The organism is Bradyrhizobium diazoefficiens USDA 110 (genome assembly GCF_000011365.1).
In the GTDB taxonomy this organism is placed as follows: Bacteria; Pseudomonadota; Alphaproteobacteria; order Rhizobiales; family Xanthobacteraceae; genus Bradyrhizobium; species Bradyrhizobium diazoefficiens.
Genome location: NC_004463.1, coordinates 4,944,665 through 4,958,895, shown reverse-complemented (window position 1 = coordinate 4,958,895; position 14,231 = coordinate 4,944,665). Strand labels below are relative to the sequence as shown.

General features: G+C 65.1%; 11 protein-coding genes and 1 tRNA gene. 1 reads left to right on the top strand and 11 read right to left on the bottom strand.

Annotated features, from left to right (window positions below):
* Nucleotides 1–2 precede the first annotated feature (2 nt).
* Nucleotides 3–959: a lipoyl synthase gene (gene lipA, locus BJA_RS22360; protein WP_011087249.1), complete on the bottom strand. Its 957-nt coding sequence runs from the start codon at nt 957–959 to the stop codon at nt 3–5.
* 130 nt (nt 960–1,089) lie between these two features.
* Here lipA and BJA_RS22355 point away from each other — a divergent pair, with 130 nt between their 5' ends.
* Nucleotides 1,090–1,692 carry a DNA-3-methyladenine glycosylase gene (locus BJA_RS22355; RefSeq protein ID WP_011087248.1) on the top strand — a complete coding sequence of 201 codons (603 nt, stop codon included), beginning with the start codon at nt 1,090–1,092 and terminating at the stop codon, nt 1,690–1,692.
* An 89-nt stretch (nt 1,693–1,781) separates the two neighbouring features.
* On the opposite strand, the gene BJA_RS22350 is transcribed toward BJA_RS22355, so the two are convergent.
* The 10 genes from BJA_RS22350 to BJA_RS22305 all read right to left on the bottom strand — a co-directional run bounded on the left by BJA_RS22350 (nt 1,782) and on the right by BJA_RS22305 (nt 13,025).
* The gene (locus BJA_RS22350; protein WP_011087247.1) at nt 1,782–4,658 is read right to left on the bottom strand and encodes a valine--tRNA ligase; all 2,877 of its coding nucleotides are present in this window, start codon (nt 4,656–4,658) and stop codon (nt 1,782–1,784) included.
* Nucleotides 4,659–4,799: 141 nt separating this feature from the next.
* Entirely contained in the window at nt 4,800–5,576 is a 777-nt protein-coding gene (locus BJA_RS22345; RefSeq protein ID WP_038967575.1) for a PopZ family protein, read from the bottom strand.
* A gap of 306 nt (nt 5,577–5,882) precedes the next feature.
* A complete protein-coding gene (locus BJA_RS22340; RefSeq protein ID WP_011087245.1) occupies nt 5,883–7,274 on the bottom strand; it encodes a TolC family outer membrane protein in 1,392 nt (463 codons plus the stop codon).
* A gap of 206 nt (nt 7,275–7,480) precedes the next feature.
* Nucleotides 7,481–8,143 carry a protein-L-isoaspartate O-methyltransferase family protein gene (locus BJA_RS22335; protein WP_038967576.1) on the bottom strand — a complete coding sequence of 221 codons (663 nt, stop codon included), beginning with the start codon at nt 8,141–8,143 and terminating at the stop codon, nt 7,481–7,483.
* Between the two features lie 138 nt (nt 8,144–8,281).
* Nucleotides 8,282–8,461 carry a hypothetical protein gene (locus tag BJA_RS22330; RefSeq protein ID WP_011087243.1) on the bottom strand — a complete coding sequence of 60 codons (180 nt, stop codon included), beginning with the start codon at nt 8,459–8,461 and terminating at the stop codon, nt 8,282–8,284.
* A gap of 216 nt (nt 8,462–8,677) precedes the next feature.
* A tRNA-Asn gene (locus tag BJA_RS22325) sits at nt 8,678–8,752 on the bottom strand.
* Nucleotides 8,753–8,888: 136 nt separating this feature from the next.
* Nucleotides 8,889–9,257, bottom strand: coding sequence for a hypothetical protein (locus BJA_RS22320; protein WP_164930925.1), 369 nt, complete (start codon nt 9,255–9,257; stop codon nt 8,889–8,891).
* A gap of 211 nt (nt 9,258–9,468) precedes the next feature.
* On the bottom strand, nt 9,469–11,163 hold the full coding sequence (locus BJA_RS22315) for a flotillin family protein (protein WP_011087242.1): 1,695 nt from the start codon (nt 11,161–11,163) through the stop codon (nt 9,469–9,471).
* A gap of 28 nt (nt 11,164–11,191) precedes the next feature.
* Nucleotides 11,192–11,851, bottom strand: a complete 660-nt coding sequence (locus BJA_RS22310; protein WP_011087241.1) for an OB-fold-containig protein — start codon at nt 11,849–11,851, stop codon at nt 11,192–11,194.
* A gap of 10 nt (nt 11,852–11,861) precedes the next feature.
* A complete protein-coding gene (locus BJA_RS22305) occupies nt 11,862–13,025 on the bottom strand; it encodes a PspA/IM30 family protein (RefSeq protein ID WP_011087240.1) in 1,164 nt (387 codons plus the stop codon).
* Nucleotides 13,026–14,231: the final 1,206 nt, after the last annotated feature.

Sequence of the window (14,231 nt, the reverse complement as noted above, 5' to 3'; positions counted from 1 at the left end):
CGTCAGCGGGCGTGAGCTGCCCGCGCAGCCTTCAGTCTCGCGAAATCCTCGCCGGCATGATGCGACGAGCGGGTGAGCGGGCTCGCCGACACCATCAGGAAGCCCTTGGTGTAGGCGACCTTTTCATAGGACGAAAACTCGTCCGGCGGCACGTAGCGCATCACCGCGTGATGCTTACGGGTCGGCTGGAGATATTGCCCGATGGTCAGGAAGTCGACATCGGCCGAGCGCAGATCGTCCATCACCTGCTGCACCTCGTGGCGCTCTTCACCCAGGCCCACCATGATGCCGGACTTGGTGAAGATGGACGCATCGAGCTCCTTGACCCGCTGCAACAGCCGGATCGAATGGAAGTAGCGCGCGCCTGGCCGTACCGTGAGATAGCGCGACGGCACGGTCTCGAGATTGTGGTTGAAGACGTCGGGCCTCGCCGCGACGACGACCTCCAGCGCGCCTTCCTTGCGCAGGAAGTCAGGCGTCAGGATCTCGATCGTGGTCGAGGGGCATGCGGCGCGGATGGCGCGGATGGTCTGGGCGAAATGCTCGGCGCCGCCATCGGCGAGGTCGTCGCGGTCGACCGAGGTGATGACGACGTGGGCGAGGCCCAGCTTGGCCACGGCCTCGGCGACGTTCTGCGGCTCGTCCGCATCCAGCGCGTTGGGCAGGCCGGTCTTGACGTTGCAGAAGGCGCAGGCACGGGTGCACGTGTCACCCATGATCATGAAGGTCGCGTGCTTCTTGTCCCAGCACTCGCCGATATTCGGGCAGCCCGCCTCCTCGCACACCGTGTGCAGGCCGTTCGCCCTCACGATGTTGCGGGTGTCGGCATAGCCGCGGGTGTTGGGCGCGCGCACGCGGATCCAGTCCGGCTTCGGCGGTGAAGCGGAATCGGGGCGATTCACCTTTTCGGGGTGGCGCGGGCGCAGCGGGTTCGAGATGGTATCGACAATAACGACCATGAGGTGTCCGGTCTGTTCAGGTCCTACCTAGTCGGTCTTGCCCGGCATCGCAACCCGGCTCGCACCGCTTCAGGGAACATGGCAGATATGGGCAATATCCTGCTCTGTTCTCAGACGATTCTCACCTCGAATGGCTCCAACCTCGAAGACTTCTCCCCCGCGGCTCGGCAAGCCCCTGAAGCGCGCCTTTTTTGGCCGCAGCGTCCGCGAGGTCGCCCACGACCTGATCGGCGCCACCATGCTGGTCGATGGCGTCGGCGGCCTCATCGTCGAGGTTGAGGCCTATCATCATACCGAGCCGGCGGCGCACTCCTACAACGGCCCGACGCCGCGGAACCATGTCATGTTCGGCCCGCCCGGCTTTGCCTATGTCTACCGCTCGTACGGCATCCACTGGTGCGTGAACTTCGTCTGCGAGGCGGAAGGCTCGGCCGCGGCGGTGCTGATCCGCGCGCTGGAGCCGACGCACGGCATCGCCGCAATGCGCCGCCGCCGTCATCTCCAGGACGTGCACGCGCTGTGCTCGGGCCCGGGCAAGCTGACGGAGGCGCTCGGCATCACCATCGCGCACAATGCCCTGCCGCTGGACCGGCCGCCGATCGCGCTGCATGCGCGGACGGAGGATTTGGAGGTGGCGACAGGCATCCGGATCGGCATCACCAAGGCCGTCGAGCTGCCCTGGCGCTATGGCGTCAAGGGCTCGAAATTTCTGAGCAAGCCGTTTCCGAAGTAGTTGTCATTCCGGGATGGTCCGAAGGACCAGACCCGGAATCTCGAGATTCCGGGTTCGGCTCTTCGAGCCGCCCCGGAATGACAGCGAGGCTACGACGCCTGCTTGAGCCGCTCCAGCGCCTCCAGCAGCTTGGCCTTGCGGGCCAGCGCCGCCTCGCGCTTTTCGCGCTCCTCCTCGACGACCTCCTCGGCCGCGTTGGCGACGAATTTCTCGTTCGCCAGCTTGGACTCGGCGCGCTTGATGTCGGCGTCGGCCTTGCCGATCTCCTTGTCGAGACGGGTGCGTTCGGCGGCAACGTCGATCACGCCCTTGAGCGGCAGCGCGGCCACCTCGCCGCGCACCAGGAGCTGGACGGCGCCGTCAGGCGCGCGGTCGGCGAAGGAGATGTCCGACAGCCGCGCCATACGCTTGATGACGTCGGTCCAGCGCGGCGCGCGTTCCCTGGTCTCGGCCGAAGCGCCGGCGAGGACCAGCGCCGTCAGCGTCGCCGGCGGGATGTTCATCTCGGCGCGCACCGAGCGGATCTGCGTGACGAGGTCGATCACCCAGCCGATCTCGGCTTCAGCCTTGGGATCGGTGAAGTCGGCATGGTCGAAGATCGGCACGATCAGGGCCGGCGAGATCAACGGATCGGTGGGACCTGCGGCTGCGGCGAACATCGCCAGTTGCTCCGGCGTCGGCTCGGCCGGCTTCAGCGGCCACGCGGCCAGCGCCAGCAGGCCGTCGCGCTTCGCCGTCACCTCCCACAGCTCTTCGGTGATGAAGGGCATGAAGGGGTGCAGCAGCTTCAGGATCTCGTCACGTGCCCAGGCGACCATGGCGCGGGTCTCGTCCTTGGCGGGGCTGTCCGGGCCAAGCAACACGGGCTTTGCGAGCTCGACATACCAGTCGCAATAGACGTTCCAGACGAAGCGGTAGATCGCGCCGGCGGCATCGTTGAAGCGATAGGCCTCGATCGCCTCGGTCACCTCGCGCGTGGTGTGTGCGCTCTCATGCGCGATCCAGCGATTCAGCGTCTCCTTCGCCTTCGCCGGCTCGAAGCCTTCGGGCACGGCGCAGTGGTTCATCTCGGCAAAGCGGGACGCATTCCAGAGCTTGGTCGCGAAATTGCGGTAGCCCTCGACGCGGCTGGTGGCGAGCTTGATGTCGCGTCCCTGCGCCGCCATCGCGGCCAGCGTGAAGCGCAGCGCGTCCGCACCGTATTCGTCGATCAGGTGGAGCGGATCGATGACGTTGCCCTTCGACTTCGACATCTTGGCGCCCTTCTCGTCGCGGACGAGGGCGTGGATGTAGATCGTCGAGAACGGCACTTCCTTCATGAAGTGCAGGCCCATCATCATCATGCGGGCGACCCAGAAGAAGATGATGTCGAAGCCGGTCACCAGCGCGTTGGTCGGGTAGTAGCGCTGCACCTCGGGTGCGTCTTCGGGCCAGCCCAGCGTCGAGAACGGCCACAGCGCCGAGGAGAACCAGGTATCGAGCACGTCCTCATCGCGGGTGATGAAGCCCTCGCGCTTGTTGCGGTCGAGCGCCATCTCGCGGCCCTGCTCGGCCGTGATGACCTCCTGCTCGACGTAGTAGCCGAGCGCGTGGCTGATCGCCTCCTCCTCGGTCTCGGCGACGAACACCTTGCCGTCCGGCCCGTACCAGGCCGGAATCTGGTGGCCCCACCAGAGCTGGCGCGAGATGCACCAGGGCTGGATGTTCTCCATCCACTCGAAATAGGTCTTTTCCCAGTTCTTCGGCACGAAGCTGGTTTCGCCCGAACGCACCGCCGCGATCGCGGGCTTTGCGAGTGTCTTGGCGTCGACATACCACTGGTCGGTCAGGTACGGCTCGATCACGCTGTTGGAGCGGTCGCCGTGCGGCACCATGTGGGTGTGCGGCTCGATCCGCTCGACGAAGCCGAACGATTCCAGCCGCTCGACGATGCGCTTGCGCGCAACGAAGCGGTCAACCTTGTTGAACTCCTCGGCGAATTGCGCGGCGCCTTCGGGCAGGTCGCGCAGGTAGTCCTCGTTGTCGAGGAGATCGAGGCAACCTTCCTTGTCGAGCACGCTGATCCGGCGCAGGCCATGGCGATTGCCGACCTCGAAGTCGTTGAAGTCGTGCGCCGGCGTCACCTTCACCGCGCCCGAGCCCTTCTCCGGATCGGAATAGTCGTCGGCGACGATCTCGACCTTGCGGCCCACCAGCGGCAGAATGACGTGCTTGCCGATCAGCTTCTGATAGCGCTCGTCATCGGGATGCACGGCGACGCCGGTGTCGCCGAGCATGGTCTCCGGGCGCGTCGTGGCTACGACGATGAAGCTCGAGGGATCCTCGGGGCTGAAGGTCTTGCCCTCGATCGGATAGCGCAGATACCAGAGGCTGCCCTTGACCTCGGTCTGCTGCACTTCGAGATCGGATATCGCGGTCAAGAGCTTGGTGTCCCAGTTCACCAGCCGCTTGTCCTTGTAGATCAGGCCATCGCGGTGCAGCTCGACGAACACCTTGATGACGGCCTTGGACAGGCCCTCGTCCATGGTGAAGCGTTCGCGCGACCAGTCGCAGGACGCGCCGAGGCGCTTGAGCTGGTTGATGATGGTGTCGCCGCTCTCGGCCTTCCACTGCCAGACCCGCTCCAGGAACTTCTCGCGGCCCATCTCGCGGCGGCCAGGCTGCTGGCGCTCCATCAGCTGCCGCTCGACCACCATCTGGGTGGCGATGCCGGCATGGTCGGTGCCGGGCTGCCACAGCACGTCGCGGCCGCGCATGCGCTCGAACCGGCACAGGATGTCCTGGAGCGTGTTGTTGAGGGCGTGGCCCATATGCAGCGAGCCCGTTACGTTCGGTGGCGGGATCACGATGGTAAAGGGCACTGCGTCGCGGCGGTCGGGGCGGCCGGCCTTGAAGGCAAGGCTGTCCTCCCACACCACGGACATACGGGCTTCGATATCGGCGGGCTGGTAATTTTTCTCGATCATGGGGCTGCTAGAAAGCCGCGCGCGGGGGGCAAGTCAACGAAAAGGTCAACGGAGAGCCTGGCGGCAAAACGGCTTCCCGGCCCGGTCGAGAGGCCAAATGTGACGTACAAGCGGGGCTTTATGAGGGCTCCGCGGCCGGCGCTACCTGCCGCCGCGCGAGACCCGCTCGATTTCGGCCTTGACGATGCGTTCAACCAGGCCCGGCAGGTTGTCGTCGAGCCACGACTTCAACATCGGGCGCAGCATCTCCTTGACCAGGTCCTCCAGCGTCCGCGCGTTGCTGCTGAGCACCGTATGAGCCAGCGAGTTGAAGGCGGATTCGACCGCCGAGACCGTCGATTGCGCCAGGATCGGCTGCTGCGGCGGCAGCGGCGGCGCATCGAAATCCACCGATGCGTAGGACGGCGGCGCCGGCGCCGGGCGTGGTGGGGGCGATTCGGCGAATTCGAGATCGTCGCGCGGCTCGACCTTGCGAAAGCTCGGCGGCGGCGGAGGCGGCGTCGGCTCCGGGTCCATCGCCATGTCGTCGGTCAATTCGAGCACGTCGGGCTCGGGCTCCGGCTCGGCATCCGGGGCGCGGACCTCGGGCGCCGACGTGGCTGTGTCGAGCCCCGCCAGCAGCGCGTCGATATCGTCCTGGCTGTTTGGCCCGACATCCGCGGCAGGTGCAGGCGGCGGGGGCGGCGCCGGCTTTGCGGCCGGCGGCGGGGCGGGCTTCTCGGCAGCGGGCTTGGCGGGTGCGACCTTGGATGGCGGAATGTCGTTCATCGGCTTCGGCGGCGCTGCCGGCGCCGCGGCTTTCTCGGGCTTCGCGGTGTCTGCCGGCGGCGGCTTGGCCTCGTCGTCGGCAATGATGCGCCGGATCGAGGCCAGAATCTCCTCCATCGAGGGTTCTGTGACCTTTGCAGGCTGCGTCATCTCCGACTCCACATCATCAACGCCCTCGCATGCGTTGTTTTACACCAAGCACGGCAGGATTGGCCGGTTCCGCAACGGACGCCCCGACATTTTCGTCGCGGCAGGCCGACTTGTCCCCAGATCACGGCTAAACGTGCGGCGGTGCGCCCCTGCCCTCGGCACTCAAGCTTTACGCACACGACATCAGGTGCGGGGGCGAATCGACCCGCATCTTCTTGGCAAGGCTATGTCAGGGATTTTGATGATTGCAAGCAAAGCGCCGGTCGGCCTCGGCTGTTTGCGAGGCTGACCGGACACTTATGGGAATCAGCGCCCGTCGGGCGTGCGCACACCAGCCCAGCTGTCGCGGATCTGCTGGTAGTGCACGCTCGGATCGTAGACCGTGGTGTTGAGACCGAGCACCTGCGGCGCGAGACGGCCGACCGCGTTGAGCACCGAATAGGACGCCACCACGCGGTCATGCTGCGCAGTGACGAGCGCAACGCGTGCGTTCACCAGCGCCTGCTGCGCGTTGAGCACGTCGAGCGTGGTGCGCTGGCCGGCCTTGGCTTCCTCGCGCACGCCGTTCAGCGCGATTTCGGAGGCCGTGACCTGCGCCTGCGCGGACTGCACCTGCGCCTTGCCGGCCTCCAGCTGGCCCCAGGCCTGCACAATGTTGGCGCGGGTCTGATCGCGAGTGGTTTCAAGATTCAGGCGTTGCTGCGCCAGGTTCTCTTTCGATTGGCGGATGAGCGAATATTCGATGCCGCCCTGATAGATCGGCACGGAAGCCGTCGCGATGGCGGAAGCGGTCGTCGTTCGGAAGACGGTCAGAGTCTGCTGGAACTGCTGGGTGATGCCCGCCTGAACCGTGACCGTCGGCAGCAGCGCGCCTTCGTTGATCTTGACCTGGAGATAGTTGACGTCGATGCCGTACATCGCAGCCGTGACGCTCGGGTTCTCGACCAAACCGAGATTGACCGCGGCGGCGATCGTCGCGGGCAGGAAGCGGTCGACCGGCGAGCCCGGGGCAAGATTCGTCGGCTCGTTGCCGATGATCCGGCGAAAGTTCGCGCGCGTCGTCGTGAGATTCGATTCAGCGGTCAGAGCTTGAGTCCTGCCCGCAGCCAGCTGCGCTTCGGATTGCGCCACGTCGGTGCGGGTAACCTCGCCGACATTGAAGCGATCGCGCGTCTGCTTGAGCGTCTGTTCGAGCACGCGCACGTTGCTGCGCTGAACTTCGAGCGTTGCCGCATCACGCAGGTAGTCCATGTAGGTGCTGGCGGCCTGCAGCAGAACGGTCTGCTCGAGCACGCGCAACCCCTCGCGAGACCCTGAGACCTGGCTCTCCGCAGCGCGCGTCTTGTTGGCGGTCTGATTGCCGTTGTAGAGCGTCTGGTTGATGGTCAGGCTGGCGGCGTTGGGCTGAAGGGGATTGGGTTCATGGATCCCCGGGCCCCTCTGCACCTGTTGGATATCCTGATATTGATACCCGGTGCTCGCCGTCAGCGCGACCTTGGGACGATAGCCTGACAAGGCCTGCGGCACGTTTTCGTCAGTCGAGCGCACCTGGGCGCGCTGTGCGTTGAGCTGCGGATTGTTCTGATAGGCGCGCACCAAGGCGGCCTCGATCGTGTCCGCCAAGGCAGGCGTCGGCCCGGCAAGCGCCAGCACCAAGACCGAAACCGCAGCTCCGGTGAAGAGCTTCACCCCATGCATCCCAAAAATTCCGTTCATTCTAACGTCCGGCTCGTGCCCGCGAGCTGGGTTACCGTCTACCGAGTGGAGTCGTTGCCCCGTCGCAACATAGGACGCGGATTGGCGCGACGGAACTACCTCAAGGTAGTTCTCGGTGGAAACTCTTCACGTGCAGCATCCCGGCCACACTTCTGATTCAGAACGGGATTTTAACGGGCTTTGGAGCGTCAGAAGACGAAGGCGGCGGCCCGTTCCAGCCCTGGGAGGACCGGGGCGGCGGCATCGAACAGCGCCCGATGGCCGAATTCGCCGTGGGTATGGGTCACGATCACGGCCCGCGGCGGCCGGGATTCGGCAGATACCCCCACCAGACGCCCGCCTTCCCCAAGCTGCCCGAGCAGCCCTTCCGGCGTCACCTCGACAGCGCCATTGAGGATAATGACATCATACGGTGCGGCAGAGGGGTCACCCTCGGTGCAGGAAGCGGCCTTGCAAGTGACATTGGCGAGCCCGAGGGCGGCGAAGGCGTCCTTGGCTTTCGCAACCAGGGCCGAATCGCATTCCGTCGCGGTAACCCGACCCGCCAGCTTGGCGGCCAATGCCGCGAGGTAGCCCGTGGCGCAGCCGACCACCAGCACGTTGTCACCCTCGCCGATCTCGGCGGCCTGGAGCAGCTTACCGGTCAGCTGCGGCTTGATCAGGAACCGCTTGCCGCCGCCCTCGCTCACATCGAGGTCGAGGTCGAGATAGGCCAAGGCCTGGCGGCTCGCCGGCACGAAGGCCTCGCGCGGAACCGTGAGCATGGCGTCGAGGACACGGCGATCAGTGACGTCGTTGGTGCGCACCTGGCCATCGACCATTTTGAGGCGCGCGGTCGAGAAACCGGACATTTGCGGACCCTGAAATGCGGACGATGCCGCGGACGAAAGTTGCCGGCATCTTTGGAACATGCCCGGCGAAAACGCAACATGGCCGTTGGCCTCCGCCGGCCAACGCCTCCGCGACTCGCCGCATCAGGGGGCGATGGACTATTCGATCGTCACCGCGAGGCGGCCGATCAGGGCGGCGACCTCGTCCAGCCGCGCCGAATCGGGCGTCTCGACCGCGCGCGCCAGGCAGGCGATGCATTCGTCGTCGCTGAGCTCGGGAATGTCGGCCGGCAGAATCGAGGGAGCCAGGTGGGCACGGTCGATCTGGATGTGGGGCATGGGAATCAGCTCCGTAAGAGTCCGGCCCTGCAAGCTTGATTTGAATTAAGTCGATTTGGTGCCAAGCCGCACGGAGGCGAAGCTGCGGTCGGGACACGTTTGCTTGAACACGATTCTGCGTCGGATTCGGGCACGCACCGTGCTGAGAGATGGCCCGAGCGACATCGCACGCCACATCAAGGCGCGACTGCAAGCTACTGAAATTAAGGCGGAATTTGGCTCCCCGGGCTGGATTCGAACCAGCGACCATCCGATTAACAGTCGGATGCTCTACCGCTGAGCTACCGAGGAAAGGGCGAACCGTTCGTTCGCGCGCGGCTGCGTATAACAAAGCCGGTTGCGCTTGCAAAGGACGAATTCGTCATCTTCCGCAACGCGCCTGAGGAAGGGCCGGACGGCCCCTCCTCCGGCCATGTCGGGCGGAAAACTATTCGGCGACGAAGGACGTGGTCTTGGTGCCGGAGTCGTAGCGCAGCCGCAGCGCGGTGAACTTGCAGAGGTTGACGTTCTTCCAGAGCACCGACTCGTCGTAGTTCTGCCAGTCGACGCGGATGTTCCAGACACATCCCTCGTCGTCATCGTCGAACTCGACATAGGCGCTCGCCTGGTTCTGCAAAACCTTGTCGAGTTCGTTGTCCCATTCGTCCAGGCCATCGTCCGGCGCGTTGAAGCCCAGGAATTTGATGGCATAGCCGGTCTCGTTGACGACGGTGACGTTGCGGGCGTCCGCCGCGAACGACGGTGTGGCGGCGATCGAAAGACCGATCGCGACCAGTACAGCCAGAAAATACTTCATGTGAAATTCCCCCGATCGAAACAGGCTTTAAGCGCCTGACGTCGATCGGCGCAGGCGCCGCGGCAACCAATGGCGTTGCCTCCAACGGTTCGTCCGGAGCGTGATCGAAAGGTTCAACACGCCTCGATCAGCACTCCGGAGCCGTGCGCGACGCGAGACGCGCACGGGGATTTCTTATCGATTCGAATTCTCAGCAGCAATGAACGGGCGTTCATAGATCGGCGGCGTTCGTTTTCTCCGCCGCGGGCGCCGGCACAGCGGCACCGTTGCTCTTGCCCGTCACGGCGCCGACCAGCGCCTGCACGGGATCTTCGCCCGGCGCAAAGCCGCTCTGGCGCAGGATCTCGTCGATCATCGGACGCAGCGCGTGTACCTTGAGCAGCTCGCCCGCGAGCCCTTCGCCGAAGCCGACATTGCCTCCGCCGGCGCCATTGCCGCCGAATGCGCCGCCGGTGTGCAGGATGCGGACGTCCTTCAGGTTGGCGATCGGCTTGACCATCTCGGCGAGGGCCGACGGCATGATCTCGATCCGCTTCTTGGCGATCTCGAAGTCGATGACGTTGCTGCCGAGCTTGTTCTGCGCCTCGTTCTTCATGGTGATGACGGCAGCTTCCGCCTCGCCGATGTTCCGGACGCCGACCGCCTTGATCTTGTTGGACTCGGCCTCCGCCGTCGCCAGCGTCTTGGTGGCCTCGGCGCGATCGAGCGCGGCTCTCTTCTCGGCTTCGGCCGCCACGATCACCTCGGTCGATTTCCGCTCGGCCTCGGTGCGCGCGGCAAGCACCTGGGTGAGACGGGCACGATCGGCGACCTCGACGGCACGCGCGGTCACGACCTTTTCCTCCGCGGAGACGGCGATCGCCTCGGCCGTCTTGGCCTCGGCGACGGCTTCCGAGGTCTGCTTGCTCTTGGCCGCGATCTGGATCTCGTTCTCCTGGGTCGCGATCTGGATCTCGCGCTGCGCGTCGGTCTTGCGCTTGTTGATCGCCAGATCCGACTCGATCACGGCGGTCTCCTTGACCTGCTTGGCGCCGGCCTCCTTCTCGGCGACCGCCCGGTCGGTGTCTATGCGGGCGTTCTCCTCGGTCAGGCGCGCGGTCTGCGTTGCCGTCGCGACTTCCGCACGGGTGCTCGCGGTCTTGTTGGCGATGTCGCGCTCCTGGGAGAGCTCGGCTTCCTTCTTGGTGCGTTCGATGGTCAGCGTCTGCTGCCGCGCCTCGAGGTCCTTCTGGGCGATCGCCACCTCGTTGTCTCGCACGATGGCGTTGCGGTCACGCCGGCGGGTTTCGGTGATGGTCTTGAGCTGGGTGAGACCTTCGGCGTCGAAGAAATTTTCAGGGTTGAAGAACTTCACATCCGTCTGGTCGAGCTTGGTCAGCGACACCGATTCAAGCTCGAGACCGTTCGATTTTACGTCCGACTCCACGGTCGCCTGCACGTGTTTGACGAAATCGCTGCGCTTTTCCTGCAGTTCGAGGATGGACATGGTGGCCGCCACCGAACGCAGGCCGTCGACGAATTTTGCCTCGACCTGGTTACGCAGGGCTTCGGCGTCATTGGTCAGCGCGCCCAGCGTCTGGCTGGCGAGCGCAATACTCTCGTCGTCGGGACGGACGCGCACGTAGAACTCGGCCACGATGTCGACGCGCAGGCGGTCCTTGGTGATCAGGGATTCCCGCTCCTTGCGCTCGACGGTGAGCCGCAACGTCTTCAGATTGACGCTGGCATAGGAGTGGAAGATCGGCAGGATCATCGCGCCGCCGTCGAGCACGACCTTCTTGCCGCCGAGGCCGGTGCGCACGAAGGCCTCGTCGCGCGTGGCGCGCTTGTAGAGGATGGTGAAGACGATCCCCAGGACAATGATCAGCGCGACGCCGATCATGGCCGGGACTGCGATGTCGAACATGACTTTCTCCGCTAATGAGCTTGGCTGGCTAAGTGCTTAGAGTCGGCTTGGACGGCTTGAGTTCATCGTCGGCCTTGACCGCGACGAAGCGGGTGCCGGCGCGATCCACCAGCAGCACCATGGTTCCCTGCTCCAATGGTCCAGATGCGGGCGCCGCGACCGCCCAGACGAAGTGCCTGTTGCCGTGGACGTCGGCGACGCTGACACGGCCCGGCGGCCCCTGGTCGAGCGGACCGATGACGACCTCGCCGACGCGGCCGACGAGGTCGCCGAGACCGACGACATAGCTTTCATCCTTGGGAATGACCCGCGCGATGCCGCGGCTGGCGGCGCGGACCAGCGGAACCGAGACGGCGACGGCCCCGATCGAGGCGACCGTCGCCGGCATGGGACCGGCGACCATCCGCGCGACGTCCTGGATCAGGAAGCCGGTGATCGAGAAGGCGCCGAGCGCCAGCAGCAGGAAGATCAGCAGCGGCACGCCACCGACATTGATCCAGGAAATGGCGTTGAGCACGCCGTTGTCGCTGGGGTGACTGAAATCGATGCTGGTGCCCAGCATCTCGCTCAACGAGGCCCCGACCAGCATCGTGACCACCTCGAGCGAGCCGACGATGACGATCATGGCCGCCGCGATAGCGAACGGCCTGACCTCGGGCGCCATGACGTGTTCGAGCAGTGCGCTCATGACACATTACTCAGGAGCGCGACTTCAACCGCGCCAGCCTCGCTGCAATCTCCTTGTCGCGATGCAACGTGCTGAGCTCGTCGATGTCGCTTGAAAACGGGATGGCAGCCGGCACGCCGGTGGCGCGCGCCACCGCCCTGCCCGCACGCAGCGCCTTCGCCGCAGCCGAGGCACCACCGGGCTTCCGGGGCGACGTCGCGGCCTGGTGGCTTGCGTGGGCCTCGCTCTTTTCGAGATCCGCGCGGCGCTGCTCGGCATCCTGCAAGGCCGACAGCACGGCGCGCAGCGACGTCACGCACTGTTCGATCTTCTCGTTGTTCTCGTCGATGGCGCGGGAGAGCACCTCGAACTGCGCCTCCAGATCCATCTGGCGCGCGATGCCGGCGCGCGCAAGATCATCACGCCCGTCCGCGATCACGCTCTCGATCTTGGCGGTGAGATCGGTCATCTCGCGCTCGATCTCGGTGCGCCGCGCGTTGAGGCGGTATTCCTCGGCGCGCGCCGCCGCGAGCGCGTCGCGGGCCTCAGCTTCGGCGCGCTCGATCTCGCGGATGGCCTGGCCGACCACTTTCAGCTTGTTCTTGCCTTCCGCCTGCTCGATCGCGTCATAGGCGATCCCGGCGATCAGGCGCCCGACCCGGGACAGGAAATTGTCGGGGGCGGCAGCGATGGTATCCATGGCATTCTCCTCCTCTGGCAGACTGTTCGGCGTGACGCCGTAGTGAACTTCAAAGCCGTCGTCGGTGCGGATCAGGTGTGCGGGCGCGCTCTGCCCCCAGCCCTCGGCATAACCGGCGTAGTCAAAGGGCACGCTGAAGCGCCCTTGCACGGTCGCAATCGAAATGGTGGCGGGCCCCTTGATCTTGGCGAGCTTGTCGTCGAGCGGCAGGCGGCGCCCTTGCGCGGCGCGATAGTCGGCGCGGTCGCGCAGACCCAGCGTCACCAGCCGCGACGGCAGTGCGGTTGCTTTCCGGATCGGCTCATAGGCATGGGCGTGGAGCAGGACCACGTTGGAACCCACGTTATGGGTCCGCGCAACCTCGTCCAGGATCTCCATCATGCGGTCATAGGCCTGGAATGTCGCCTCCATGGCGGCCTTGGCGGCCGGGTCAGGGGCAAGCCTGTAACGCAGCGCGGACGGCGCGTTTCGGGGCGACTGGCTCATGGAAAGCACTAAAGCACCATTTTGGTGCTTTACAAGGGGGAAGGCCGATCACGTTCCACTGATCCTTATGCACTCTATGAGTTGGTCGCTGACGGGCTTTGGCGCGTTCAAGGCTGGCGATCACCCCTAGTTCACAGCCGATCAAGACTTCTTGCACGCGCGGGTTGCAATTTGAGGCGAGATGGAGGGAGCGTTCGGCAACGGTGCTTGGTGCTTGCTGCTCGCTCTCGTGCCCCGGACGCGCTGCAACGTGAAACGTTGCGGCGCAAAGCCGGGACCCAGGAAGCCGCACCGTACGCTGTGGCATGGGCCCCGGCTCTGCAGCGCGTCACTTCGTGCTGCGCAGCGTCCGGGGCACGAGACCAGAATTGGGGCTCGACTCTCTTAGCGTCGTCATTGCGAGCGCAGCGAAGCAGAATCTTTCCGCGGCGGCAGTCCGGATTGCTTCGCTGCGCTCGCAATGACGGAGTATTCGTAGGATGGGTAGAGCGAAGCGAAACCCATCAAAGCTTTTTCTGCGCGCGCCGAAGCATGATGGGTTTCGCAAGTGCTCTACCCATCCTACGACCTTGCAGACACACCTTCGTGTCCTCGCGGCTTGCTTCGCCCGAGCTTTGCTTCATCGCGACACCCTCCGATGTCAGAGGGCGCAGGGAAGGCCGGGTGCCGGCCGGGCACCCACGGTCCACTGTGCGAAAGGTGGCTACAAAATCTGCACAGCGGCATACAGGTGAAGCCCAACACACGGCCTTCCCTGCGCAGTGGTTTGACGGCTTATGCCGCGCTCTCCCCGGGGAGCGATGCACTATTGCCCCCGTCGCCTTGCGGATCGCTGATGCGCGTGCCCGGTCGGGCCGCTGCATCACCACAAGACTTGGCGCACAGACCCCGGGCGCCAGGACGACACAGTTTTGCCGTACGCAGATCACACCGGTCGTGTGCGCGACGGCCTTCGCTCACGGTTGCCCGCCCTGCGATGCCCATCGCGCCGATGTGACTAGCGTCCACCGCAGCTCACCCCGCGTGTCGTGACGATCGCGATACGCCCCTCTGACCGGGATGAGGTGGCGCACGAATACGCCAAAGCCGAATTTCGGTAAAGTGGAATCTTTTCGCCTGAGCGGATTGACCCGCGGCTTGGGTGTCTTGCCCGACGGGCAACGCAAGGGATTGTGGGGTCGCAGGGTGGGTTAGCGCAGCGTAACCCACCACTGT

Excerpts from the sequence above, each read along its gene's own strand:
- BJA_RS22350 (WP_011087247.1), bottom strand. The coding sequence starts at position 4,658 with ATGATCGAGAAAAATTACCAGCCCGCCGATATCGAAGCCCGTATGTCC.
- BJA_RS22345 (WP_038967575.1), bottom strand. The coding sequence starts at position 5,576 with ATGACGCAGCCTGCAAAGGTCACAGAACCCTCGATGGAGGAGATTCTG.
- BJA_RS22335 (WP_038967576.1), bottom strand. The coding sequence starts at position 8,143 with ATGTCCGGTTTCTCGACCGCGCGCCTCAAAATGGTCGATGGCCAGGTG.
- BJA_RS22320 (WP_164930925.1), bottom strand. The coding sequence starts at position 9,257 with ATGAAGTATTTTCTGGCTGTACTGGTCGCGATCGGTCTTTCGATCGCC.
- BJA_RS22330 (WP_011087243.1), bottom strand. The coding sequence starts at position 8,461 with ATGCCCCACATCCAGATCGACCGTGCCCACCTGGCTCCCTCGATTCTG.
- BJA_RS22315 (WP_011087242.1), bottom strand. The coding sequence starts at position 11,163 with ATGTTCGACATCGCAGTCCCGGCCATGATCGGCGTCGCGCTGATCATT.
- BJA_RS22310 (WP_011087241.1), bottom strand. The coding sequence starts at position 11,851 with ATGAGCGCACTGCTCGAACACGTCATGGCGCCCGAGGTCAGGCCGTTC.
- lipA (WP_011087249.1), bottom strand. The coding sequence starts at position 959 with ATGGTCGTTATTGTCGATACCATCTCGAACCCGCTGCGCCCGCGCCAC.
- BJA_RS22355 (WP_011087248.1), top strand. The coding sequence starts at position 1,090 with ATGGCTCCAACCTCGAAGACTTCTCCCCCGCGGCTCGGCAAGCCCCTG.
- BJA_RS22340 (WP_011087245.1), bottom strand. The coding sequence starts at position 7,274 with ATGCATGGGGTGAAGCTCTTCACCGGAGCTGCGGTTTCGGTCTTGGTG.